18 protein-coding genes and 1 pseudogene are annotated in these 24,787 nt (G+C 55.4%); 1 reads left to right on the top strand and 18 read right to left on the bottom strand.

Annotated elements, in window-relative coordinates:
* Window positions 1–273: 273 nt before the first annotated feature.
* Window positions 274–456, top strand: coding sequence for a hypothetical protein (locus MOQ06_RS08855; RefSeq protein WP_242172446.1), 183 nt, complete (start codon window positions 274–276; stop codon window positions 454–456).
* 73 nt (window positions 457–529) lie between these two features.
* Here the strand turns inward: MOQ06_RS08855 and MOQ06_RS08850 are convergent, their stop codons facing one another.
* The 18 genes and pseudogenes from MOQ06_RS08850 to tssF all read right to left on the bottom strand — a co-directional run bounded on the left by MOQ06_RS08850 (window position 530) and on the right by tssF (window position 24,785).
* Window positions 530–886: an SMI1/KNR4 family protein gene (locus MOQ06_RS08850; protein WP_242172444.1), complete on the bottom strand. Its 357-nt coding sequence runs from the start codon at window positions 884–886 to the stop codon at window positions 530–532.
* Between the two features lie 717 nt (window positions 887–1,603).
* Window positions 1,604–1,834, bottom strand: coding sequence for a hypothetical protein (locus tag MOQ06_RS08845; RefSeq protein WP_242172442.1), 231 nt, complete (start codon window positions 1,832–1,834; stop codon window positions 1,604–1,606).
* Window positions 1,835–2,336: 502 nt separating this feature from the next.
* Window positions 2,337–2,597 carry a hypothetical protein gene (locus tag MOQ06_RS08840; RefSeq protein WP_242172441.1) on the bottom strand — a complete coding sequence of 87 codons (261 nt, stop codon included), beginning with the start codon at window positions 2,595–2,597 and terminating at the stop codon, window positions 2,337–2,339.
* Window positions 2,597–3,802: pseudogene (locus tag MOQ06_RS08835) on the bottom strand (RHS repeat-associated core domain-containing protein); the annotation flags it as partial. The gene MOQ06_RS08840 and the pseudogene MOQ06_RS08835, both read right to left, overlap by 1 nt.
* A 164-nt stretch (window positions 3,803–3,966) precedes the next feature.
* A complete protein-coding gene (locus tag MOQ06_RS08825) occupies window positions 3,967–4,410 on the bottom strand; it encodes a DUF6386 family protein (protein ID WP_176610092.1) in 444 nt (147 codons plus the stop codon).
* Between the two features lie 8 nt (window positions 4,411–4,418).
* Window positions 4,419–8,834 (bottom strand): RHS repeat-associated core domain-containing protein, encoded by a 4,416-nt coding sequence (locus MOQ06_RS08820; protein ID WP_242172440.1) that lies wholly within the window; start codon window positions 8,832–8,834, stop codon window positions 4,419–4,421.
* A gap of 3 nt (window positions 8,835–8,837) precedes the next feature.
* Entirely contained in the window at window positions 8,838–9,278 is a 441-nt protein-coding gene (locus MOQ06_RS08815) for a DcrB-related protein (protein ID WP_242172437.1), read from the bottom strand.
* Between the two features lie 130 nt (window positions 9,279–9,408).
* The gene (locus MOQ06_RS08810) at window positions 9,409–9,915 is read right to left on the bottom strand and encodes a hypothetical protein (protein ID WP_242172436.1); all 507 of its coding nucleotides are present in this window, start codon (window positions 9,913–9,915) and stop codon (window positions 9,409–9,411) included.
* Between the two features lies 1 nt (window position 9,916).
* Window positions 9,917–12,502 carry a type VI secretion system tip protein VgrG gene (locus MOQ06_RS08805; RefSeq protein WP_242172432.1) on the bottom strand — a complete coding sequence of 862 codons (2,586 nt, stop codon included), beginning with the start codon at window positions 12,500–12,502 and terminating at the stop codon, window positions 9,917–9,919.
* A 65-nt stretch (window positions 12,503–12,567) separates the two neighbouring features.
* Complete coding sequence (locus MOQ06_RS08800; RefSeq protein ID WP_242172430.1) at window positions 12,568–13,002, bottom strand: hypothetical protein; 435 nt, start codon at window positions 13,000–13,002, stop codon at window positions 12,568–12,570.
* An 88-nt stretch (window positions 13,003–13,090) separates the two neighbouring features.
* The gene (gene tssI / locus MOQ06_RS08795; RefSeq protein ID WP_242172428.1) at window positions 13,091–15,019 is read right to left on the bottom strand and encodes a type VI secretion system tip protein TssI/VgrG; all 1,929 of its coding nucleotides are present in this window, start codon (window positions 15,017–15,019) and stop codon (window positions 13,091–13,093) included.
* Between the two features lie 74 nt (window positions 15,020–15,093).
* Window positions 15,094–15,552 (bottom strand): hypothetical protein, encoded by a 459-nt coding sequence (locus MOQ06_RS08790; RefSeq protein WP_176611201.1) that lies wholly within the window; start codon window positions 15,550–15,552, stop codon window positions 15,094–15,096.
* 11 nt (window positions 15,553–15,563) lie between these two features.
* Entirely contained in the window at window positions 15,564–16,325 is a 762-nt protein-coding gene (locus MOQ06_RS08785) for an ankyrin repeat domain-containing protein (protein WP_242172426.1), read from the bottom strand.
* Window positions 16,322–17,740, bottom strand: coding sequence for a phospholipase (locus tag MOQ06_RS08780; protein ID WP_242172423.1), 1,419 nt, complete (start codon window positions 17,738–17,740; stop codon window positions 16,322–16,324). Before MOQ06_RS08780 ends, MOQ06_RS08785 begins: the two co-directional genes overlap by 4 nt.
* Window positions 17,741–17,765: 25 nt before the next feature.
* Entirely contained in the window at window positions 17,766–19,196 is a 1,431-nt protein-coding gene (locus tag MOQ06_RS08775; protein ID WP_242172421.1) for a serine/threonine-protein kinase, read from the bottom strand.
* A gap of 24 nt (window positions 19,197–19,220) precedes the next feature.
* Window positions 19,221–21,836, bottom strand: coding sequence for a type VI secretion system ATPase TssH (gene tssH, locus MOQ06_RS08770; protein ID WP_242172419.1), 2,616 nt, complete (start codon window positions 21,834–21,836; stop codon window positions 19,221–19,223).
* 37 nt (window positions 21,837–21,873) lie between these two features.
* Window positions 21,874–22,917, bottom strand: coding sequence for a type VI secretion system baseplate subunit TssG (tssG, locus tag MOQ06_RS08765; RefSeq protein WP_193354575.1), 1,044 nt, complete (start codon window positions 22,915–22,917; stop codon window positions 21,874–21,876).
* Window positions 22,914–24,785, bottom strand: a complete 1,872-nt coding sequence (gene tssF / locus MOQ06_RS08760) for a type VI secretion system baseplate subunit TssF (RefSeq protein ID WP_242172417.1) — start codon at window positions 24,783–24,785, stop codon at window positions 22,914–22,916. The genes tssG and tssF overlap by 4 nt, the downstream gene beginning before the upstream one ends.
* Window positions 24,786–24,787 lie beyond the last annotated feature (2 nt).

Below are 24,787 nucleotides of genomic sequence, written 5' to 3'. Positions count from 1 at the left end.
TTTGGGAGTATGCAACATGGAGGGAACGGCAAAGTAGATAGCTGCTGGATAAAAACCAGAAGCGTCACTGGGTCTGGAACGACAATTCCAGCCAGTGTACTGCAGTAATTGGTGAACTGGATACTGTGAAGTTTATGCGGGAGGCGCAATGGATGGCAAAAGTATCGTTAATTAACGAAGGAATATTAGATGAAAAGAACAGGCTTGGCAGGTAGTTTGCTGGCTATGGCGAGTAAATGCCAGGTGTAGTAGTGATGACGAAAAAATCTGGTCATGGATATTGCCATTAAGACAGTCGGGAAAGGTATGATGCTGGATAAGGATGTGCGGATTTCAGTAGAATATGTCAGTACAATTAGCGATGAATCAGGACTTGATGTCTATCAGTGTGCGGCTGATTTAATGTTCATAAAACCAGAACTGAAAGATTCGCTTCCAGTAGCTCATTATGTTTGATTTGTTTTGAAAAAAATCCACGATTTGGCGAGATTTTCCATTATTCTGAACTATATCTTTGATAAGTAAAGATTTATAGCATCAATATACTATTACTTTCTTTATCCATGTCCAGACTTCCTAACGCTCCAAGATCTAAAGAATAAATCTCATCAGTACCTTTGCGCAAATTCAAAAAGTATCCCAGATCAGCATCTTGACCAATCAATAAAACGTCAGGCTCAACCGCTTGAATAGTATATGTATCATTTCTTTCTAGTAAGTCAAAACAATTGAAAACATATAGCTGGTCACCATTTGCTCGTTGAATTTCATAAGAGTCACTATCCTTAACGTTCTCAATCATAAAGCGCTTATACTCAGAGGGTAAAGAGGAGCGCATGAGCTTTTCAATTTTCTTTAACTGATCAATTAAATATTGTTTTTTCATATAACTTCATCTATAAATGAATAAATTACATACCCAAATAAATATTATCTCCATTTGGTTCGCATTCGTTAATTAATCAGTGAAATTATTAATAATTACAATTACTGTAACTTTCCTGCAACTAATAAGTCGTTAATTGTACACCATTAGAGCTGGGCTAAACAATAGCGCCCAGTTTTTCTCAATGCCGTTATTTAAGTAATAAAAAGTCGCGCCTTCAGGAGGTGCAGACCAAAATAGTTTTTCGCCCTGAGCATTGAAGATGGTCAAAACGGTTGGTTATGGCTTTGGCTCGCTTAACGCAAAGACTAACTGGCGTGTTGAGTCGACCATTGCGAGGTCTAAGCAAGGTATACTTAAGCGTCCGCTTCTTGTGCAGCATATCCACTCGAGCACGTCTTTTTCTTTAAAAAATTGAAGTAAGCGATCATCTTCGCTCTTAATACATATTTTTATTACGTTAATAAGAAATTTTCAGATGATCTCGATATGTTATAGTTTAAATCCCGATATATATTATATAAAGCATCAATTATCAAATCGTTCTGAAGATTCCAAAGAGGTTTAGTGTGTTTATTTTTGAAAATAACATCGCAATTTGATTTAGGGCATGAGTGTTTTATCTGAATACTCATGAAAATCATCTTTTTTTCGTCATAGATGATGTGTCTAGGTCTATAAATATATCCTTATAGAAGAATGGCATCATATTTCCAATCACGGACCATAAAAATGCATCAATGTGTTAAGATCCTCTAAATCTTGTTTGGTTGGTTTATTTTTCTCCATTTTATCATATTCATAAATTATTCCTTTCATAGGAATGCCGAAATCATGATTAATTGCCAGCCCCATTAGCTTATCAATATCAGCCTGATTTTTTAAAGTATTCTTTAAAAATTTATGGAGAAGTTTTTCAGCATCTTTTCTTTCTAAGAAATACATCATATTTATCCGGTGATATTTCAATAAAGTAAAGGATTACGATTACCATCTTCATACACTTGCAAAATGCAGTTTTACAATGCTGTGAATATTTTAAAGCTTCATATCATATTAAGGATAGCAAGATGAGTGAGCAGATCAAGTTTTAGAACCAGCTAAAGACCATGCTTGCAGCAATGGCTCTTAGCAGACAGTTTTAGAGCCTAATCGCACTTAAGAAAAATAAGTCCAACAAATCCTCAAAAGAACAGTGTCTATCATCATGGTTTAGTGTACAAAATTGTAACAGACTGGGGCAAGACTGCTTCGAAGGCTAATTTCGTCCGCACGCAGATGAATTGATTGATGCTAGCTTTAATTTTAATACATCAGCCGGTTAATAGTGATTATTTTTGCGCTCTTTTATTAAAAATTGTCTGTTTCTGTGGTTGGAGTGAGAATTTCAAAAAAAGACAACCACTTAATTATAACCTCGCAAAAAATCATTCCTTCCCTTTGCTTAATATCAGGGCATCTTTTTTTTAATATCAAGTGCGTAATTAACAACATCATCTAAAAGTTTTTCTTCCCTGAGGGAAAAGTTTGCGTATTGAGCCATAGCTCTGCATGTTGACAGACTTTCAACTATTTCCAATGCAATTTCGTCTTCAAAAATTATTATCTGATCATAACGAATTTTAAAAAAATTTGCCGATTCATGTTTACCATTGGCATTAAGTTCAAAAATTATTTTTTCAAGTGCATTTTTTAAGTTATTCAAATTCATTACCAGGGAACCCTTAAAGTTTTAACCACCCATGCTCTTGGAAGATTTGACACCACAGCCTGGTATCCCATCCCAGGATATCCTGCCCCTTGAGCTGCAGCAGGACCTTCACTCACCCAAGTTCCCTTAGGAACTCTAAACTCTGATACATTAGTAATATTTACACCCCAATCATGGCGAATAGCTAGTTTTTCTCGCAACACCTCCTCGGAATTGTATTTTTCATTTGTCAGCCAAGAGATTTTTCTTCCTGTTCTATTATTTACACCATGATATTTATAAAAAGTCTCGTCTCTTTTTAGCTGCCTGTTTTTATAAATACTTTTATCTAATGTTTCAGCAATTCCTCCAGGAAGTTGCGGCCCTGGTTTTTTCCCTGTATTGCATCTACTCAACCCCCACGGATCCACCCACCCCAGCGCATTCGGCGCATACTGGTAAAGGTTTATCCCTCCCGCCAGCCCTATCGGGTCCTGCTGCGTAAACCGTCCGCAGTCCGGGTCGTAATACCGGAACAGATTGTAGTGCAGCCCTGTCTCACGGTCCAGGTATTGCCCCTGCATGCGCAGGTTCTGGGGATATCCTGATAGCTGCGTCTCACTTTCCCGCAGAAGCTTGCCCCAGGCGCTGTTAACGCCTTCCCAGCGCACCTGCCCTTCGATATCCGTCATTCGCTCCGGCGTGCCGTTGGGCTGGCAGTGGAACCAGAAGATCTCCGGGGCATCAACACCGTCAATGCGCGCCAGCGGGTCGTAGCTGTCCTGGCCGCTGTAGACATAGGTCAGCGGCACGTCTCCGTGCAGCTCCTGGAGCAGGCGGAACCCTTCCCAGACAAACCGGGTGGTGACCGGCTTACCGGCTCGCTGACCGCCCAGCATCTGCTGGCGCGTTTTGCTAATGCGGCGTCCGAGCGGATCGTAGCGGAAGCTGACCCGCGTTTGCGGCCTGTTGCGATCCCGCGGCTGGCTAATCACCTCCGTCAGGCGGTGCTCGCCGTCGTAGCGATAGTGCCAGCGGGTCTGACCGTTATCCTTCTCCACGATGTCATAACGCCAGCGGCGGGACCAGCGGCGCGGCGACGGGCGCTGGGCGTTACCGGTGAAGACGTCCCGGCGATGCAGGCGACCAAGACGGTCGTAGTCGCTGCGGGTGGTCAGCAGCCCCTGCGTGCGGCTTGTTTCACGGTGAAGTTCGTCGCGGGTATACTGACAGCTTATTGAGGGTAAGATTCAGCAAGGAGCGTAAGAGGAAGCCCGAATGCGTACTGAAGGTAAATATTACATCGTTAATGATGGCGATGTGATGAACTTCTTATTTCACGTTTGATTAGTTTTGAATGAAAAAATCCACGCCAAGGCGTGGATTTAATTCAGAGATAAACTCCCTCTTCTAATGAATTTTCAGTAAACGTTGCTTTTGTAAAAGAAATTAGAACATCTGAACCTTGCTTTTTGTATTTAACTTCGTAACTACCAGGTTCTAAAGTAATAAACTCACCTGATATAACATCTGAATCATCAGGCTCAAGATCTCCGCCCGTAACATCCTCTCCTGCTCCAATGAAAACCTTTCCAGAAGGTACTTTTAAAAATAGCGCCCCGGCATATTCATCAACATCATTTTTAATAAGGACTTTATAAACACCATCATCTCCAAGATTGAGAAATAATACATTCCCTTTATTTATTTCTTCAATTTCATCTTCTGGAAGACTCCACCAATCTGCATCATCATCAATCCTATGTTTTAATGACATCAAATCATAAATAACTAATGTGGCAGTATCTGTCTGTATATTAATTAATTTATTCACTTTACCCCCTATTGAAATATTATTTCGCTGATGGCATCCCCAGGCTGAAGCCCCGCCTTTCTGCCTGCATTTTTTAAAGAACTACCGACACTTTTATTAATTGTTTCATTCAGCATTTGTAATCTTTGTGTAGGCGAACCTCCCACAATTAAATCAACAGGATGATCAGCGTTTAACTTACTTAGATCAGGAGTTGAGCCAAACATCCTTTCAAATCGTGCAGAAACAGCTTGCCTGTAAGAACTTTGCAAAGATGAAATCCTAACTTCATGGGTGCCTGGAGACCAAACTAACTCTCCTCTTTGAGCCGCTCGGTTTAATGCATTCATTTTTTTCATGAACTGCCTTTCGAGGAATTTTCTCTCAGTTGACGACAGCTTTGTGCTGCTTAAAATCTTCGGTTTATTGACAGTTAACCGGGTGCCTCCAGAACACCTACTCAATCCCCACGGATCCACCCAACCCAGCGCATTCGGCGCATACTGGTAAAGGTTTATCCCTCCCGCCAGCCCTATCGGGTCCTGCTGCGTAAACCGTCCGCAGTCCGGGTCGTAATACCGGAACAGATTGTAGTGCAGCCCTGTCTCACGGTCCAGGTATTGCCCCTGCATGCGCAGGTTCTGGGGATATCCTGATAGCTGCGTCTCACTTTCCCGCAGAAGCTTGCCCCAGGCGCTGTTAACGCCTTCCCAGCGCACCTGCCCTTCGATATCCGTCATTCGCTCCGGCGTGCCGTTGGGCTGGCAGTGGAACCAGAAGATCTCCGGGGCATCAACACCGTCAATGCGCGCCAGCGGGTCGTAGCTGTCCTGGTCGCTGTAGACATAGGTCAGCGGCACGTCTCCGTGCAGCTCCTGCAGCAGGCGGAACCCTTCCCAGACAAACCGGGTGGTGACCGGCTTGCCGACTGGCTGTCCGCCCAGCATCTGCTGGCGCGTTTTGCTGATGCGGCGTCCGAGCGGGTCGTAGCGGAAGCTGACCCGCGTCTGCGGCCTGTTGCGATCCCGCGGCTGGCTAATCACCTCCGTCAGGCGATGTTCGCCGTCATAGCGGTAGTGCCAGCGATTCTGACCGTTATCCTTCTCCACGGTGCGCCCGTGGATGTCATAATGCCAGCGAATACCGTTCAGCTGCGTCAGGCGGTTGTGCGTGACCTTCTCAGCAGATCCGTCGAGCGGGTTACCGGCCGCATCCCAGCGCCACTGCTCCTGCCCGGGCAGCGTGCCGTCCTGAACGAGCAGTCGCCCGGCGCTGTCGTACTGCCAGCGGTACCAGCTGAACGGGTTATCGTCCCGCTCTTCACGCACCAGGTTATTGCGGTAGTCGTAATCCCAGCGGCGGGACCAGCGGCGCGGCGACGGGCGCTGGGCGTTACCGGTGAAGACGTCCCGGCGATGCAGGCGGCCGAGACGGTCGTATTCGCTGCGGGTGGTCAGCAGCCCCTGCGTGCGGCTTGTTTCACGGTGGAGTTCGTCGCGGGTAAAGTCGGAGACCGACAGCTTATCGAGAGCAATGCCGAGCAGATGTCCGCTGCCGTAGTAGAACTGTTTTAGCTCGCGGCCATCCGGCAGCGTAACGGAGGTGCGGTTGCCCAGGGCGTCGTACTGCCACACCAGCTCGCCGTGCTCGCCCGCTTCGCGCGTGACGCGACCGAGCGCATCATACTCAAAGGCAAGCTCCTGCTCTGCCTCGGCGCTCCACGCGTCGGCTGAAAGCGCCGGGTGCAGCCCAATCCGGGTCAGCAGCCCTGACGGGGTATAGTGGTAGCGGGTCTGTCCTTCCGGCGTGGTGCGGGCGACCAGCTGGCCGCTCGCGCTCCAGGCAAAGGCGTGGGTAATGGCCTCCGGATGACCGGCGGCAAAGGTACGCGTTATGGTGCGCCCACAGGCGTCGTAGCGATACTGCGAGGTAACACCGTCCAGCCCCACCTCTTCGAGCAGCAGCGAGTCAGGCCCCCAGCGGAACTGATATGCCTCGCCGTTTTCGTTTTCAAGAGCAATCAGACGCCCCCGGCTGTCCCAGCGGCGATGGACCTCTTCACCCTGAGTATTACGCGTGGCGGTTAAGCGCCCGGCCTCATCGTATCTGAACTCACTTTCTTTACCGTCAGCGCCGGCATGCTTCACCGGCAGGCCGCGTTCGTTCCATTTGAGCGACTCCGTCCAGCCTTCCGGGCGATCGAGCTGCACCGGGCGCCCTGCCGCGTCGTAGCGATAGCGCGTCTCTTCACCGTCGGCGCCCGTCTCGGTCATCAGCCAGCCCAGCGGATGATAGCTATAGCGGGTGGTGCGGCCAGAGCAGTCCGTCGCGCGCACCACCTGTCCCGCCTCGCTGTACTCCTGATAGCGGCTGTTTCCGGCGGCATCCACCTCTTCAACAACCTGACCAAACTCGTCCCGGCGCAGCAGCGTGATCTGCCCCATCGGGTCCACCACGCGCTTCAGGCCGTGATGTTCGTCGTACCAGAAACGGGTAGCGCTGCCGTCGGCTTCGATAATCGCAGACGGCAGCGCGCGGTGCTCAAGCCAGGTGGTGGTGCGGGCATTGCCGTCGGGGTCGATCTCCTGCACCCGGTTGCCCATCTCGTCATAAACGAAGGTAACGGCGTTCCCGAGCGGATCGATGCGGCGGGTCAGGAGCTCGTTGTCATCCCACTCGTAGCGCCAGTTTTCACCGCGCTCGTCGACGTAGCGGACAATCAGATTTTGCGCGTTCCAGTAGTGCTGACGTTTCTGACCATCATAGTGATCGACGGTGGTCAATCCGGCGTCCAGATCGTAGGTGAAGCGACAGCCGTCGCCCGTGCTGGTGCGGTTCTCCACCACGCGCCAGTGGTCAAATTTTTTCCAGCGGTATTCGCTCTCAAGACCGCCCGGCAGGCGGTGCCAGACCATCAGGCCGTGGTCGTTATAGCGGTATTCGCGGGTGACAACGCCAGAGGCATCCGTCGCGCTCGCCAACTGGCCGCGCGCATCATAGGCCCACTGCATCAGCGGCCAGGTACGGCTGCCGTCAAAATGGCTGGCAGCGGTCACGCGCTGCGGGAACCGTTCGTCCTCATAGCGAAGTGTAACGTCTATCGCCCGCGGCTCATCGTGAAGACCAACCAGCCTGCCGTGCTCGTCCCACTCCGTCAGCAGCGCGTTGCCGTATTCGTCGCTTAGCGAGGCCAGACGCAGAACGGATGGATTCATGCGTGTCGGTTTATACAGACGCCACACCGCGCCGTCATCGTCGGCAATCGCCACGTCGCCGCTCTCGTTGCGACGGATAATAATGCCTTCGCTGATGCTGTAAAACGCGCGGTCCACTGGCGGCAGTTCAAAGCTCAGCTCACGTCCGGTTTCGTCGAACCAGGTCGCGCTGTTCTCTTCAAGCGTCAGATAGCTGTCGAAAGCGGTAGCCCAGCCCAGGCCAAACAGCCCTTCGCGGGTGGTCAGGCTGTTGTAGCTGCGCTGCCAGCGAAGCGGGAAGCGGCCTGGAAGCGAGAAATCAAGCTCATCGTCGTCATTCAGCACCTTTACGCCTGTGGCCGCGTGAACCGGGTGCGAGGAGCCAAACACGGCGTTAACGGCCATATCGGCCAGCATACCGCCCCCGGCAGATGCCAGCGCGCAGGGCATGTTTTTTAAAATCTTGCCCGGACGCCCGCGCAGCAGGGAGAGCGCAATCATCCCCAGCGCCAGCCCCGGCGTTTTGCCGCTTTTGATATCGCGGACCGTCAGCGTCTCGCCGCCGATGATCACGTTCGGGGAGACGTCATCGGAAACGGTACCCTCGCAGGTGGTGCGATCTTTCGCACGCACCGCGGGCTGGCCGTTAATGAAGACGCTTTTCGAGCCTTCCGCCAGATACTGCGGTCCGGAGTGCTTTTCACACGCCACCTTGTCTTCTTCCAGCGGTGAGGTTCCCGCGGCGGCAGACGCCACGCTCGGCTGCCACATTTCGCTGCCAAACTGTCCGGCAGCGGAGAGCAGCATGCCCGCGTAATCGGCAAAGCTGCCCGGCGACTGCGGTTCAGGTGAAGGCGTATCTGCTGGCGTGAGCGTTCCGGCCGCGCGCGCGGCGGGGATGGCATTCGTCAGAACGTTGTCGGAGCCGGTAGTGATTTTACCCGCAGGCGACGGAGGGAAAATTGCATTGCCTAACCCCTCGGCAGCGCTGCTGATATCGTCTGTGATCCCCGCCACGTTTGCCAGCACGCCGCCAATGATGCCGCTTAACAGACAGCTGGAGCCAATCGCCGCCACGCCTGCGGCTGCCGCCCCTGCCCCCAGCAATGGTGCCGCCACGGTAGCGGCTGCCCCCACCGCCGCGCCGATTACCGCATAAGCGGCACCTTCCGCCACAATGCTGGTGATATCCGCGAAGATGCTGGAATGAATAATCTCGTCACCCTTACGGGCCGCGTTGTTATCGCTCATGCCTTACGCATTCCGGTTGTCGTTCAGCGTCAGGCTCTGCTTAAGCGCGCTCCAGCGCCCCTCGTCCTCTTCAGTGAATGCTCTGAGCGCTGAAAGGGTAAAAATCATCAACACCGGTTTGCCCGGCGTCTGCACGGCCAGCTGTTTTTGCCAGAGGCGCTGGCCGTTATGGTCAAAGTTGGTTTCAACTTCCAGCCCGTTGATTTTGCCGTCAGGCCCGGCTTTCACGCGCTGGAATTCGCTCTGGACGATCTCGCCCATCTGAGGGCGCATCACGTCCCACTGGCGGTGGAACTCTTTCTCATAATCGCAGCCATCCGGGATAACGCCGCGGCTGACCACGACGGACAGCCCGCTTTCGTCATCGCGAATAATGTTCATGCTGTTATCCTGCCAGGCCGCAGGAAAAAGGGAAAACGAACCTTCCTGGAGGGTATATTTCATAAGTGAACTCGGGATGATTAATATTGAGAAAGATGAAGAGCGGTAAACGTAGATCTTTTATCTGCACTTCTTGCAGATGCGAAAAAACCGGTACCGAAATAACCGTACCGGCTGGAAAGTGTAATGCTTATTAACTATCGTAACGTGACAAAACGACGCGCTTAAGGCACTCTTGATCCATTACCGGAAAACTAAATGACCACGCTAGCCCTCGCTCATCTGTAGCGGTTCGGTATCCAACCGATTGCCCGGAAGTTTTCCCGCGAGGAATATTAGACAGTTTAACATCGGGGAAATGGGTTTTGACCTGGTCGAGGGTGATGCAAGGATGCTCAATGACAAACGAAACAAGTGAAACACTATTATCTTCATTCCCCCACAAACGAACATCTACATCGCTGATTCGTGTCCCATCCGATAATGTAAATGGAGCCGATGTATAACGATCGTTTATTTCTGGATTTTTTTTGATTAGCGGTTGATTGAGCAGTTTACTCACATCCTCGGCTTGTTTACCCCAAACTGTTTTAAGCTCTTTGACTACTTGCCATAAGGAATCTTGATTCATATCCGTTTGTCCTGCATAAGAAAATGTTGAAAATAGTGGGAGCAAAAAGAGGATAGTATTTTTTGTCATTCTACTTACCATAGAAACCCCCATAATAATCGTTGTAATTGAGATCGGTTCCTGAAGCTATTTCGCCCTTACCGTAGACTTTACCTATAGCTTTAGCAGCATCAACGCGCGACAACTCGCCACTTATCATTTTATCATAGGCTGCATTATAAGCCTTTAAATTTTCAGGGCTTCCCGCAATGTCAATATCGATGCCGCCATTTCCCAGAATTTCTCGCTGTATTTTTATATTATTTAATGTTGCACCACCTTCATCCATAAGCTGGCTGTTAATGAAGTTTTCTTTACTCGAATAATCAGCAGTTACAGGATACGTGGCATGTCCTGCTTCATGGGCCAGCGTTTGTACCGTCGTGGCTGTGTCTTCCATATGTTCGGGATCCATAACGATCAATTTATTATCCGAATCAGCATAACTCCCCCCTCCGGTAGCGCCAGGTTGAATGGCCCATCCCTTGTCTTTCAAATCTTTTAGCTGGGTTTGAAGAGTCGGCGACTTATTAATCTCCTTCACCACGTCGTCATTGAAAGGCATAACATCTGAGCCATTCGGATTATTTTTGTAAACATAATTCCCTTTCAAAGGTGGGGCTGTTGTTGATGCTGAAGCTGGAGCGGATTTCGACTGACCAGCTACTGCAGCTGCAACGGGAGCAGGACGCTTAGCGCTCTCTGGCGGCGCAAATTTCTCCTGCACTGCAGCATCAATATCTCCTTTGTGCCCTGCGCCCGGTGCCGTTGTGCCCGGCTTGGTACCAGAGGTATTCAGGTGCAGCTTACCGCCCGTGGTGATATGACCATCCCCTTCAACGAAGAAGTTAAACTCTTTGCCGATCAGGCTAATTTTGCCGTTCGCGTTGAGTTCAATCGCGCTCTCGCCGGATACCAGCCTCAGCTTAGTCCCGGAAGCGATAACGTACTGCTCCACCGCCGCATCCAGCTTGCCTTTGCCCGTCAGGATCTCGGTGCCGCCTTTCACGGCCTGAGTCTGGTTCGCTTCCACGCGATGCAGCTCGTTTTTCTTCACGTAGTGGCTGCGCTCGCCGCCGACGCTGTGCGTTTCATCATTCTTAACGCTGGTGTCCATATTTCGCTCGGCCTGGATCCATACCTGCTCCGCGCCCGCCTTGTCCTCAAAGCGCAGGGCGTTGGCGTTGTCGACCAATCCATCCTTCGAGCGGCTCATGAAGCCCATCTGCGTCGCCGCTGCCGGCAGCGCCCACGGCGGCATGCTCGCGTCGTTGTACACGCGCCCGGTGATAATCGGCCGGTCCGGATCGCCGTTGATAAAGTCCACCACCACCTCATCGCCCACGCGCGGGATCTGCACCCCGCCGTAGCCCTGGCCCGCCCAGGCGCTCGACACGCGCACCCAGCAGGAGCTGGTGTCGTCCCCCTTCGCCAGGCGGTCCCAGTGGAACTTCACCTTCACGCGACCGTATTTGTCCGTCCAGATGCTCTCCCCCTGTGGCCCGACAACCTTCGCCGTCTGCGGGCCGTAGGTGCGCGGCCACGCGGTGCTCTGCGCCGGACGATAGGAGACCGATGCCGGGATGACGGTGAAATCGGTGCGGTGAACGGTTTCACCCTCCCCGCTGGCGTAGCGGTTCTCCTCGAAGTGATACCCGGCCGCCGTCACCAGATACTCGCCGTTATCGCTGAAGAACGGCGCGTTAGTCAGGGTGAAGGTGTGGCCCGGCGCGATGCCCGCCGCCGTGGCCGTGGCCTGAATCTGCTGATGCTCCACCTGCCAGCGCTCCTGACGAATGCGGGCGTAGAACTCCGCATGCCCGGTCTCCACAAAGCGGCCCGGCCAGTCGTACACGTCAATGCTGCCCGGCTTCGGCGACGCCGGGTTCTGCTGCGCCTGGAACAGCCACGCGTTCGGCTTGCGGAAGTCGTAGTCGTCGAGACTGTAAATCCCCGGCGTCACGCTGTCCTCCAGCGCCCACTGGCTGATGCCCTCTTCGTCCGTGCTGCCGCCGGACGGCGTCTGGTGGTACGGGATGACCTCGTAGCCGCTGAACGGCTGGTGCTGGGTGGCGGCGTCGGTCAGGACCAGGGTGTGCCTGTCGGCCTCGTGGCTGAAGTAATACGCAATCCCCTCCAGCTCCATCAGGCGGCTGATGAAGTCCAGGCTCGACTCCTGATACTGCACGCAGTAGTCCCACACCCGGTAGCTGCCGGTGAGTTTATCCTCAACGTTGACCTGATGTTCGCCCAGCAGGGTTTTCACTATCTGCGGCACCGTCTGGCCCTGGAAGATGCGCAGGTTACGGTCGCGCTTCATCGGCCACAGGTCCGGCTCCACCGTCAGCTGGTAGACCGCGTAGCGGGTGCCCGTCAGCTCAACGGCGCTCACCGCCACGCGCGTGACTTTGCCGTTGATGAAGCGCGGGGTAAGCAGGTTCTGGGTCGGGATAGTCACCGTGACCGGCTGACCCAGCAATTTGCTGCGGTCGATGCGCGCGTCCGTGCCGAGCAGGGTCAGCGTCAGGGCGAACGACTCGGACATCGCCTCGCGGCCGGAGAGTTTCCAGAAGAGCAGCCCCTCGACGGGGAGCTGAACGGTAATTCGGTTGAGCATAATCTTTATTCCGTAAATGCAACGTCTTAGTTTCAGCAGCCGCAATGCAGCGTCAATTACAACGCTTACTTAAGCCACAAACCTGAAAACATAAGGACACACCCCAACGAAAGAAGGAGCCTGGCGAAGATAAACAGGGGCGACGCTACAGTGTATGTGACCCGGGAGATCTTTTCATAATTCGGAGCGTTGTATTTTTTATGCCCCGCCATAACACCAGAAAATATTGTGCATAGCAAAACGACGGTAAATTTCATACCCCAGACGCACAGGAGAGACATTGATAAGATGATGGAGTAGTGTTTAGCCACCGCGACCGGAAATATTGAAAATGTCAGCGCCAGCCATTTTAAAAGAAAACCAATGCCGGCTGTAGAAAGCAGGACAAGCCCCAGCATCAGACCCATGCTGATCCATTGTTTCTTATTAAAAAGGTTATTGTCATTCCAGATAAGTGCAAGCGTGAGGATCAAAAAGGAAAAAAAGAATAACCAGTTCATTTCAGGGTGCCTCTTTTGCCCCTCAATGCCTGGCTTTCCCGTCGCCTATGGTGACGGGAAAGCCGGTTATGTGGCAGGCTGAATATAATTATTTATTAGCATTGAACACAAAAAAGCCATCCACTTCCTGCTGGATCGCTGACTGGTGGGATGCCCCTGGTGCATCGATGGCATTGGTTCCTTCAGCAGGATTTAAATGCAGCTGCCCGGAAAGCGTATTTATTTGCGCATTCTGTTTTGCAGTAAAGTTGAAGTTATTGCCGATGATATTCACGCTGCCGTCTTTTGTTAATTCGATAGCGCTTTCACCACACTCCAGCCTCAGGGTATTACCCGCTGAGAGAATGTAGTTATTAACAACTTTATCGCTGCGGCTGCTACCCGTCAGGCAAACCACCTCACCTTTCACACCTGCTTTCTGATTTTTTGCCACCCGTAAGGTTTCATCTTCGCCCACATACTGGGTTCGATTTTTTTCAGTCGCATGGGACTCATCATTCTTAACGTTGATATCCAGGTTGCGCTCGGCCTGGATCCACACCTGCTCCGCGCCCGCCTTGTCCTCAAAGCGCAGGGCGTTGGCGTTATCGACCGAGCCATCCTTCGAGCGGCTCATAAAGCCCATCTGCGTCGCCGCTGCCGGCAGCGCCCACGGCGGCATGCTCGCGTCGTTGTACACGCGCCCGGTGATAATCGGCCGGTCCGGATCGCCGTTGATAAAGTCCACCACCACCTCATCGCCCACGCGCGGGATCTGCACCCCGCCGTAGCCCTGGCCCGCCCACGCGCTCGACACGCGCACCCAGCAGGAGCTGGTGTCGTCCCCCTTCGCCAGACGGTCCCAGTGGAACTTCACCTTCACGCGACCGTATTTGTCCGTCCAGATGCTCTCCCCCTGCGGCCCGACAACCTTCGCCGTCTGCGGGCCGTAGGTGCGCGGCCACGCGGTGCTCTGCGCCGGACGATAGGAGACCGATGCCGGGATAACGCTGAAGTCGGTGCGGTGAACGGTTTCACCCTCCCCGCTGGCGTAGCGGTTCTCCTCGAAGTGATAACCCGCAGCAGTGACCAGATACTCGCCGTTATCGCTGAAGAACGGCGCGTTAGTCAGGGTGAAGGTGTGGCCCGGCGCGATGCCCGCCGCCGTGGCCGTGGCCTGAATCTGCTGATGCTCCACCTGCCAGCGCTCCTGGCGAATGCGGGCGTAGAACTCCGCATGCCCGGTCTCCACAAAGCGCCCCGGCCAGTCGTACACGTCAATGCTGCCCGGCTTCGGCGACGCCGGGTTCTGCTGGGCCTGGAACAGCCACGCGTTCGGCTTGCGGAAGTCGTAGTCGTCAAGGCTGTAAATGCCCGGCGTGACGCTGTCCTCCAGCGCCCACTGGCTGATGCCCTCTTCGTCCGTGCTGCCGCCGGACGGCGTCTGGTGGTACGGGATGACCTCGTAGCCGCTGAACGGCTGGTGCTGGGTGGCGGCGTCGGTCAGGACCAGGGTGTGTTTGTCGGCCTCGTGGCTGAAGTAATACGCAATCCCCTCCAGCTCCATCAGGCGGCTGATGAAGTCCAGGCTCGACTCCTGATACTGCACGCAGTAGTCCCACACCCGGTAGCTGCCGGTGAGCTTATCCTCGACGTTGACCTGATGCTCGCCCAGCAGGGTTTTCACTATCTGCGGCACCGTCTGGCCCTGGAAGATGCGCAGGTTGCGGTCGCGCTTCATCGGCCACAGGTCCGGCTCCACCGTCAGCTGGTACACCGCGTAGCGGGTGCCCGTCAGCTCAACGGCGCTCACCGCCACGCGGGTCACCTTGCCGTTGATATAGCGGGAGGTAAGCAGACTCTGCGTCGGGATGGTCACCGTGACCGGCTGACCGAGCAGTTTGCTGCGGTCAATGCGCGCGTCCGTGCCGAGCAGGGTCAGCGTCAGGGCGAACGACTCGGACATCGCCTCGCGGCCGGAAAGTTTCCAGAAGAGCAGCCCCTCAACCGGGAGCTGAACGGTAATTCGGTTGAGCATAATCGTTAATCCATATGGCTTATGCGATGAAAAGTATTACGGCAACAGACAAGCATGAACAGGCGCTGTTCCGGTCAATGCTCTGCAGGGTCGGCGGGCTGTTTTTTTATGATAAAGATGAGCGTTCCGGTTTTTAGTAATTCAGAAAATACAAACAGCACAATATTTAGGGGAAGAATGCTTAACCCAGTACCGACAATAACAACAGGGAATAACGTCACTGAACAACTTACAGTGAGAACGCGCAATGCTTCCTGCGAAAGGGCAAAACGGACAGCGTATCGGTGGTTTGTGAAAAAAAACCAGGCGGAGAAAAACATCGAAATGGGCAACAGAAAATATGCGAGATAGAAGATTCCTGTCAGAATGCCATTTACCCCTCCAGCAATGACCATAAAGACGATCATCCCCAGATTTCCTCCGGTGGCGTCCCACCAGGACTCAAGCAAACGTAAAGGCCCCATCGAATAAAACACAATCCCGATGATATCCATCACGCCCCAAAAATAGAAAACCTTTTCTTTTGAGATCATCAACGCCAGCCTTACTTCACGGGTGCAGGAGGCCATTTACCGCCATGCTGAATAAGCGCATCTTTGATTTCAGTCAGTTTTTGATATTCCTCACTGCCCTCTTTCGCCCGGTTCAGATAACGCTGCAGCTGGTTGGCCATTGTCCAGCCATTATCCGCCTTGATCTCAGCGTTTGCGCCACGCTCCAGCAAAAGCAGGACATGGTCGTAAGAGTGAAAGTCCAGCGCGGCGATCAGCAACGTATTACCCAGTGAATTGGTAATATTGATGTCTGCTCCACCGTCAAGCATCGCTTGCAGCGTATCGGTGTTTTTTGCTTCGAGGGTTTCGAAGATAATCGGTTCCCCAAACGTTTTATCCTTCGCATCCGGCGATAATCCGCCTTCCAGCATCGCCTTTATCCAGACCCCACTATCTGCTTTCAGCACATATTCGGCCGGACTACTCTCCCCCTCAGGCCTTGGCTGGAGCGGATCCGCCCCCGATTTAACCAGAGCGGTAATAATTTTTAGCTGATCCGGTGTTTTTTTATCGTTAATTGCGTTCATCACCGCCCAAAACAAAAGCGTCATGTCCTCTTTACCGGGTTTATTAAGGTCTGTTTGCGACGCTAATTTAACAACCTCATCCCTCTCACCGGCTTCAATTGCACGCGCTACGGTGAGCTGCTGACCGCTGAAATAATTGTCTGGTTTTAAATCCATATTTTGTTTGCACCCCTGAACCATTAACATTAAACAAAGCGCTATCCAGCCTGTAATCAATGATTTCACGCGCGACTCCCGATAATAGCGATGTCTTCATCCTTCTGTTGTTCAATACATTTTATCGCCTGATCGATTCCATGACGATCGAGCGCGCCCCCCGTGCCACCCGGAAGATCGTGTGCAATTCCGGCAGCGTTAGGCATGACGGCAGAAAGCTCCTCTTTGGCTATCAGTGTCGGTATATGTCCTTTTACCGTTTTGAGATCTTCCCAAAGATTAACTTCCTGGATCTTTGTAAGCAGTTCGCCTTCAACACGGTAGGCCTGAATATTTTCGTTACTGCCTAACAAACTTCCGCCGTATTTCTCTACGGTGCCTGAATTCAGACCGGCCGCGTTGAAGGTCCATCCTGGCATACCGCTGGCCATCGCGGTAGCAGACGCTAATCCGCCTCCCAGAGAGTGGCCCGCAATGTCCACCTGTTGGCCAGATTTAGAGAGTTGTTCGCCAAGACCCACCGCTCTTTTATAATAATCTGACGCCATTCCGAGCCCTTGCGCACCATTATTTTTCCAGTCAGCCATGTTCTTCATGGGGAAAAATTCGGGTTGCCGTGACCCTCTGAAAACTAACGTTGGGTTCATCTCGCGACCAAAAACCTCAGGGTCGGGTTGATAAACGCGGGCCAGAAAATCCGGAGAGCCTGAGTTGTCGAACAGTGATTTGCTGTTTAGCCCAAGCTTCTTCAGCGCGGCCGCATCATTACTGATATCCGTCCACCCCTCCGGCACGCCCGGCGTCGTTTCCAGCGGATTTACCGTCTTGTAGACGTTCTCAGCAAGCTTCGCTTTTTCGACCGCAATATTATTCGCCGCTAACCGCTTAGCCGCTATCTGCGCATCCGGGTAGAGACTGTTGCTGCCCTTTGCAATCAGCTCCTTACGCGCCTGCCAGCGTTCGGCTTTGGTCATATTTTCCAGCTGTGCCGCATAGGTTTTACCGTCTTTGCCCGGCGTTGGCGCATCCGGCACCTGCGCCGCTTTAGACTTCACCACCTGCTTCGGCAACACCGTTGGCGCAGGGCGAGAACCATACGCTCTCACCATGGTTTCGTAACGATCGACAATCGTACTCACCGGGTACCAGCCCAGACCAACAAGGGAGGCAGCCTGCAGCTGCCCTTTGGCATTGATATAAAAAATCTCCGTTACCGATGACCAGTCGCGGAAGCTTTCGTCGATGGCCACTACCCTGCCGATATCCAAATCCTGAGCGATCAGCTTGCGCGTATCGCGGCCGGACTGATAAGGATTCGCGCCGGTGATGTTGCGCAGCAAATCGTAGCGCGTGAAGAGCGAGCGCAGCGAATGGTCGGGAACCGACATAATCCACTGCCCGGCAACGGACGGGCGGATAATTTTCGCAAACAGCGCCGGTGAAACGTTCTCATGAAAAAGATAGACAAACTTGATGTTGTACATGCGCTCCGTCCTGTTACCCGCTGGCCTACGGGTTCACCAGCCAGGTACCTGGCTTCGCAATATCCAGCGTCTGGGTACGCGTTCTTCCATTCCCTTCCAGCTCGATACGGGCCTCGCCCGCCGGCAATTTCAGCGATGCGTAACCGTTATTTCCCGGACGCAGCGCTTTCGGCTCACCGTTAACCTTCAGCGTCTCGCCGTCGAGCATGCGGATATAGACAAGCGCGACGGGGCTGGCGGCAACGGGCGGCGTACCCTGCTGTGCCGCGGCAGGTGGTGCAGCCGGCTCGTCGGCCTCTGCCGTTTCCGGTGTGGTATTCGCTGCGGCAGTGGTCCGTGCAGGCGGAGTCGCGGCAGGCGCTTGCGCCGTCTGCTCTGGTGCGCTCTGACCGCCGCCGAACAGCATCGCGCCGGCAACAACCCCAACCAGTACGCCCGCGGCGACCAGCCCCGGCAGCTTGTAGCGCCGCCAGTCCAGCGCGGAAGCAGACGTCTCCTCTTCAACCGGCACCAGCATCGTGCCCGTCTTTTTCGCGGTCAGCACGTCGTCGATACCGGCGACGGGCATTTCGATCAGGGCCGCAAACTCCTCGATGGATTGCGGGCGATCTTCCATATGCAGCGCCAGCGCCCGGTCAATCGCCTGCAGCAGCGGAATGGAATAGCCCTGCGGCATCAGTTCCACCAGCGGTTTACAGGTGTCCTGAATGGAGCGCACCACGCTGACCGGCGGCGGAGAGCCTACGATCAGGGTGCGCAGCACGGCGCCGAGAGCGTAGATATCCGTCCACGGCCCCTGCTCGCTTTCATTGTCGTCGGTATATTGCTCGATTGGCGCGAACCCCGGACGCAGCATGGTTTCCGTCTCGTCCGAGAGATTACCGATGGTGCGGCGCGCCGAACCGAAATCAAGCAGCACCGGCAGGCCGTTATCCTGGATCTGAATGTTGTCCAGCGAGATATCGCGGTGCAGATAGCCTTCATCGTGGATCGTTTTGATGGCGCCAAACAGCATCGGCAGCATGCGACGGATCCACGTCTCGTTAATCAGCTCGGGCTTCTCTTCGCGCAGGCGAGACAGCGTGGTGCCGCTGTAGAACAGCGTTCCCATGTAGGCCGTGTCGTTTTGTACCCAGAAACGCAGCACGTGCAGCAGGTTCGGGTGGTTGAACCGCGCCAGCAGGCGGGCTTCCTGAATGAAGCTGTTCAGGCCCGCGGAAAAGGCTTTGCCGAAGCGCTCGCTGCGCAGCACCAGCGTCATGTCCTCGCCGCGCACGGCGAGGGAGGAAGGCATAAACTCTTTGATAGCGATAGTGCGTTCGAGCTGGTGATCCCAGGCGCGATAGACGATGCCGAATCCGCCGCCGCCAATTACCTCTTTAATCTCAAACTCATTGAAACGGTACCCGACCGGGAGCGCGTTTGGGACAGTCCGATTGTTATCATTATCCGTCATCTTTTACAGTTCTCTTGATGATTATTACGCGGCAAACTGACAGTGGAACTCGCCCTGCTCGCAGGTAACGTGCAAACGACGATACTGCTCGTCGCTGCGGCTGGCGGTAAGTAAAATCTGGCTCATCTGCGGCAGCAGCGTATTGGTCAGAATTGCATCCACCATACGCCCGCCCGACTCTACCTCGGTACAGCGCTGAACGATCTGTTCAACCACGCTGTCGTCAAATTCAGAAATTATGTTGTGATTCTCTTCCAGACGACGCTGAATGCGCCTGAGCTGCAGGCGCACAATCTGCCCCAGCATCGCGTCGCTCAGCGGATAATACGGCACCACCAGCAGACGGCCCAGCAGCGCAGGCGGGAATACCTCCAGCAGCGGCTGGCGCAGGGCGCCGCTTAACGCGTCCGGCTCAGGCATCAGTTCCGGGTCGGCGCACATGGCGCCGATCAGCTCGGTGCCAACGTTGGACGTCAGAATAATAATGGTGTTACGGAAATCAATATGACGCCCCTCGCCGTCCTCCATCCAGCCTTTGTCAAAGACCTGGAAGAAGATCTCATGAACGTCCGGGTGCGCTTTTTCAATTTCGTCCAGCAGCACCACGCTGTAGGGGCGGCGGCGCACGGCCTCGGTTAAGACGCCGCCTTCACCATAGCCCACGTAGCCCGGAGGCGCACCTTTTAACGTCGATACGGTGTGCGCTTCCTGGAATTCGCTCATGTTGATGGTAATTACGTTCTGCTCGCCGCCGTACAGGGACTCCGCCAGCGCCAGCGCGGTTTCGGTTTTGCCGACGCCGGACGGCCCGCACAGCATAAATACGCCGATCGGTTTGTTCGGATCGTCGAGCTTCGCCCGCGAGGTTTTCACCCGACGGGCGATAAGCTCCAGACCGTGGCGCTGGCCGATAACCCGCTGGTTCAGCGTGTCGGCCAGGTTCAGCACCGCGTCAATTTCATTTTTCACCATCCGGCCCAGCGGGATCCCGGTCCAGTCAGAAACCACCGCGGCCACCACGTTTTCGTCCACCGCGGCAAACAGCAGCGGTTCGTCACCCTGTAAGGCCGCCAGCGCCTGCTGCTGCTCTGCCAGCTGGCCGCGCAGTTCAGCCGTGTCCTCGTCGCCCGCCGCAAACAGCGCGGCGCGCAGGCGGATAATCTCCTGCACCAGATTGCGCTCTTCTTCCCAGCGCCGGGCCAGGGCTTCGCGCCTGGTTTCAAATGCGTCCCGCTCGGCGGTTAAGGTCGCCACACGCGCCGGATCGCCTGCCCCGACCCGCGCCTCACGTTCAGCAATCTCCAGCTCCACGTCCAGGGCGGCCAGGTGACGCAGGCAGTCTTCCAGTTGGGCAGGCGGCGCGCTCTGGCTGACGGCCACGCGCGCGCAGGCGGTATCCAGCAGCGCCACCGCTTTATCAGGCAGCTGGCGCGCGGGGATATAGCGATGAGAAAGCTTCACCGCCGCGCTGACCGCTTCGTCGAGAAGTAAAACCTGGTGATGGGTTTCCAGCGGCGAAACGGTGCTGCGCAGCATCAGAACGGCTTTCGCTTCGTCCGGCTCGTGGACCTGTACCGTCTGGAAACGGCGGGTGAGCGCCGGATCCTTTTCGATGTATTTTTTGTATTCCGCCCAGGTGGTCGCGCCGACGGTGCGCAGCTGCCCGCGCGCCAGGGCGGGCTTCAGCAGGTTAGCGGCGTCGCCGGTGCCCTGCTGACCGCCCGCACCGATAAGGGTATGGATTTCATCAATGAACAGAATAATCGGCGTAGCGCTGGACTGCACTTCATTAATCAAGGCCTGGAGGCGCGCCTCGAACTCTCCCTTCATGCCCGCCCCGGCCTGGAGCATGCCGATATCCAGCAGCCACAGCTGAACGTTTTGCAGCGGTTCCGGCACGTCACCGCTGGCGATGCGCAGCGCCAGCCCTTCCACCACCGCCGTTTTCCCTACGCCGGCTTCCCCGGTCAGCAGGGGGTTGTTCTGGCGGCGGCGCATCAGAATATCGACCATCTGGCGGATCTCTTCATCGCGCCCTACCACCGGGTCAATTTTTCCTTCCCGGGCGCGCGCCGTCAGATCCTGACCATACTGCGCCAGCGTCCCCTGCGCGGCAGGTACCGCACCGGCGGGCGCCTCTACCGCGGCGGCGGCCTGCTGGCTCTCTTTGCTGCTGGCACAAATGGCGTCGAACTGCTCGATCAGCACCTCAACGTTAAGCCGTGTGAACTGTGCCGAGATGCCTTTCAGCACGTTGGCCAGATTCCATGTTTTCAGTATTCCGATCAGCAAATGACCGCCGCGGATCCGGCTGACGCCGAACTTCAGCGAGCCGTAAACCCACGCGCGCTCGACGGCGCTGTCGATATGTTCGGACAGATCCGAGACGGAGCTTGCGCCGCGCGGCAGGGCATCCAGCGCCGCTACGATATCGCGGGTCAGCTGCTGTTCATCAAGCGCGAAGTGACGGATGACCTGCTGCAGATCGCCATCCTGCTGCTGCATAAGCTGATGCAGCCAGTGCACCAGCTCAACGTACGGGTTGCCGCGCAGCTTGCAGAAGGCAGTCGCGCTTTCCAGAGAGGTAAATAACAGCGTATCCAGTTTGCCGAAAAGCACGGCACGGCTAATTTCTGACATGTTAGTTTCCATTAACAATGATTCGGTATACGAAGGATTATCGCTCTGCGCGATACACCAGATCGCCACGCGGAACAGGCTGTGGCTGAATGCCCAGCCAGGTGTTGTACCCTAATCGACCGGTGCTGCCGAGCGCGGCGCCCTGCACCGCATCGGCGCGCAGGATCGCCCGTGTTTCCCATTCAAATTCTACCCCGACGTACTGCCGCACCCAGTCGCGTAGCTCGGTCACCCACGGTTCGCCGGGCAGAAAACGGTTGTACTCGTCGGCGCTCAGCGGGCCTATTTCCAGACGAAACTTGTGCTGCACGTCGCGTACCGCAATCCCGAGAAAGGCGGATTCGCCCATGCGCGGCAGGCGACGCCCCTCGCCCAGCTGCGCCTGCTCACGGGGGGAGAGCGGCATCCACTGCGGCACGTTGGCCACCAGCCTGACCGGGACGTTGAAATAGTTACGCAGGATCTTCTCCAGCCCTTCCGGGTCCCGCCCGTGGCGGGTCAGGTGTCCGGCGTGGGTAAAGCGGGCATGCGCGCTCAGGCTGCCTTTGGTCATCTGGCCCGGCTGGCCCATGCCGATCAGCGACGCCAGATAGCCTTCGAAGCGCTTGTTGTCATCGCGATCGAGGGAAACGGCTGGCTGCGCGTCCGCCCAGGCGCGGTAAAACAGCAGCGTCAGGCGGTGGTGAAAGAGGTCGGCAAACGCGCTGAGGCTATGGTCCTGATGATGATGGATACGCTCGCGGGCATACTCGGTCATATGCACCGGCAGCGGGCCGTTCGGGCCAAACAGCCCGAAGCTGAGAATCGAAACCTCGTGCAGCCCGTTCTCTTTGCGCTGCCGGACGTCGGCAACCGTGGATGGCGCAAACCCCATCGAAGGCTGCTGGCCAATGCGCAGCGGCTCAAATTTCGGCAGCGGCGCACGTCCAAGCGGATAGCGTTCGCCGCCCTGGGCGTCAATGCGCCTTAACAGCTGAAACAGATCGTAGCGCCACGGCGTCTCGCGCACGCCGCGCCAGAAGGCATCGGGCAGCGGCGTCAGGCGATGCACGCGAAGCGTTGCAGGGGCAACCTCACTCATACCAGCGCCCTTTTACCCATGCGCGGCGCCCAGTAGCCGATCTCGCCGCGCTGCTGGCTCTTGAGCGTGAACTCCGTAAAGCTGTTGATGGAGACCAGACGGGCAAAGAGACGCTCCAGCACGCTGCCGAAAAGCCACGGGCTGGCACCGGAGAAGGCGCGTTCATCCACCGTCAGGGTAATGCCGATCCCGCGGGCGAACACCACGGGGCCGGGTTCCGGCACGCGGCGGTGCACCGGCTCCAGCACGCAGTGGCGAACGCCGTCCACCTGACGGGCAACCGGCGTCTCTGCCAGGTTGGCATACAGCCCTAACAGCTGGCGCAGCGCGGCGGCGCCCTCTTCGTTTTCACTGTCCATCAGGCTGAGGTAATTCATTTGCAGCTGGCTGATAAGCCGCCAGGTGCTGAACCCTTCCGCCAGCGCCGGACGCGGCGGCGTCGGGCCTTTACGCAGGTTGAGGGTCTTCACCGGCATGGAGTCGGCCATAATGAACTGCCCGAGCTCCTGCTGGAGCATCAGCGGCAGGTCGCGGCTGGTGCACAGCACCTCGGCGGAAATGTAGCGCAGGTTGTCCTGCCACGGCGCGTGCTGCGCATCCACCAGCGAGACAAACACCTCCGAGCCGATATAGCCGGTGCGGGTACCGTAGCGAAGCGCATGCTCCGAGAGGACGCGCTGCTCGCGGCGCAGGGAAAAATAGGCGCCGTAGTTGCCCGCGTCGCCGCTCCAGGTGCTCCAGAACGGGCGAAACGTCTGGTCGTCCCGTTGCCCGTCCGCGCTGGCATAGATTTTTTTCACCGCATAAATCTCATAATCCAGCGGCCGGATGTTATCCACCACCAGATGGTATTCATGCTGGCCTTCGCTCAGCTTCTGGCGCGCAGCCACTTTCGGAAACAGGTTGATTACCGGCGTGCAGTGCAGGGCCAGATGGCTGGCGTCCACCACGCGCTCCAGCTGATCGTCGCTCTTGTCGAGCAGAATGAAGATATCAAACGCTTTTTCGTCTTCGCAGTGCTGGATCAGCTTGCCCAGCCCGCTCAGGCTAATAAAGCGAAAACGAGCCGGGAACGCAAAGTACTCCTGCAACAGGCGATAGCCGTCAAAGTTACGCAGATCGTCCGGGAGCAGCGCCTGATCCGCCTCAAAGCCCTCCTGACGCAGGGCGTCGGACGACAGCAGCTGGCGCCGGGGCTGGCTGTTAACCGTCTGGCAGACGATACCAGCATGGTGCTCCATCACCAGCTCCAGCAGCTTCAGCGCCTCTATGTCCGGGCCGCTTAAGAAGAACTCCAGACGGTCAAAATCCAGATGCCCGAGATGCTGCGGGCCATCGCAGGCAATGCGGATCCGTAACGCGCTGCTGATCCCCCTCTGGCTCAGGCCCAGCTGCGCCAGCGGCAGGTCGGCAGGCACGCCGCCCAGCTCGATGCGGTCGATTTTCAACGGCAGCAGGTTGACCTCGTGCGCCGTGGTGTAGCTACAGGTGACGCCGGTTTTTTTCAGCGCCAGGCTGTCCATCATGGTGCCGCGCGGCACGATAAAGCCTTTGCTCAGGTCGCCGCGGCTGCTGTCGGGCTGAATTTCTGCGATCGCCATCGACGGCGTGGGCGCCAGATAGTTCGGCGCAATCATCTCCAGCATGCGCTGCGAGAAGCGCGGAAATTCCGCGTCCATTTTCATCTGCACGCGGGAGGTCAGGAAGGCAAAGCCTTCCATCAGGCGCTCGATGTACGGATCCGCCACTTCGATGCCGCGCATGCCGAGCCGTCCCGCCACCTTAGGGTAGCGCTCGGCGAACTCCGCGCCCATCTCGCGCAGGTAGGCCAGTTCACGGTTGTAATATTCGAGCAGCTTGCTTTCCATAA

It is taken from the genome of Enterobacter sp. I4 (assembly GCF_022669095.1).
GTDB classification, from domain to species: Bacteria; Pseudomonadota; Gammaproteobacteria; order Enterobacterales; family Enterobacteriaceae; genus Enterobacter; species Enterobacter pasteurii.
The sequence above is the reverse complement of the archived record's forward strand: the minus strand, read 5'-3'. Positions and strand labels throughout refer to the sequence as shown.

Bases quoted from the DNA above. Each gene is read 5' to 3' on its own strand.
- MOQ06_RS08855 (WP_242172446.1), top strand. From the start codon at position 274: ATGGATATTGCCATTAAGACAGTCGGGAAAGGTATGATGCTGGATAAG.
- MOQ06_RS08850 (WP_242172444.1), bottom strand. From the start codon at position 886: ATGAAAAAACAATATTTAATTGATCAGTTAAAGAAAATTGAAAAGCTC.
- MOQ06_RS08845 (WP_242172442.1), bottom strand. From the start codon at position 1,834: ATGATGTATTTCTTAGAAAGAAAAGATGCTGAAAAACTTCTCCATAAA.
- MOQ06_RS08840 (WP_242172441.1), bottom strand. From the start codon at position 2,597: ATGAATTTGAATAACTTAAAAAATGCACTTGAAAAAATAATTTTTGAA.
- MOQ06_RS08820 (WP_242172440.1), bottom strand. From the start codon at position 8,834: ATGAGCGATAACAACGCGGCCCGTAAGGGTGACGAGATTATTCATTCC.
- MOQ06_RS08815 (WP_242172437.1), bottom strand. From the start codon at position 9,278: ATGAAATATACCCTCCAGGAAGGTTCGTTTTCCCTTTTTCCTGCGGCC.
- MOQ06_RS08810 (WP_242172436.1), bottom strand. From the start codon at position 9,915: ATGACAAAAAATACTATCCTCTTTTTGCTCCCACTATTTTCAACATTT.
- MOQ06_RS08805 (WP_242172432.1), bottom strand. From the start codon at position 12,502: ATGCTCAACCGAATTACCGTTCAGCTCCCCGTCGAGGGGCTGCTCTTC.
- MOQ06_RS08800 (WP_242172430.1), bottom strand. From the start codon at position 13,002: ATGAACTGGTTATTCTTTTTTTCCTTTTTGATCCTCACGCTTGCACTT.
- tssI (WP_242172428.1), bottom strand. From the start codon at position 15,019: ATGCTCAACCGAATTACCGTTCAGCTCCCGGTTGAGGGGCTGCTCTTC.
- MOQ06_RS08790 (WP_176611201.1), bottom strand. From the start codon at position 15,552: ATGATCTCAAAAGAAAAGGTTTTCTATTTTTGGGGCGTGATGGATATC.
- MOQ06_RS08780 (WP_242172423.1), bottom strand. From the start codon at position 17,740: ATGTACAACATCAAGTTTGTCTATCTTTTTCATGAGAACGTTTCACCG.
- MOQ06_RS08775 (WP_242172421.1), bottom strand. From the start codon at position 19,196: ATGACGGATAATGATAACAATCGGACTGTCCCAAACGCGCTCCCGGTC.
- tssH (WP_242172419.1), bottom strand. From the start codon at position 21,836: ATGTCAGAAATTAGCCGTGCCGTGCTTTTCGGCAAACTGGATACGCTG.
- tssG (WP_193354575.1), bottom strand. From the start codon at position 22,917: ATGAGTGAGGTTGCCCCTGCAACGCTTCGCGTGCATCGCCTGACGCCG.
- tssF (WP_242172417.1), bottom strand. From the start codon at position 24,785: ATGGAAAGCAAGCTGCTCGAATATTACAACCGTGAACTGGCCTACCTG.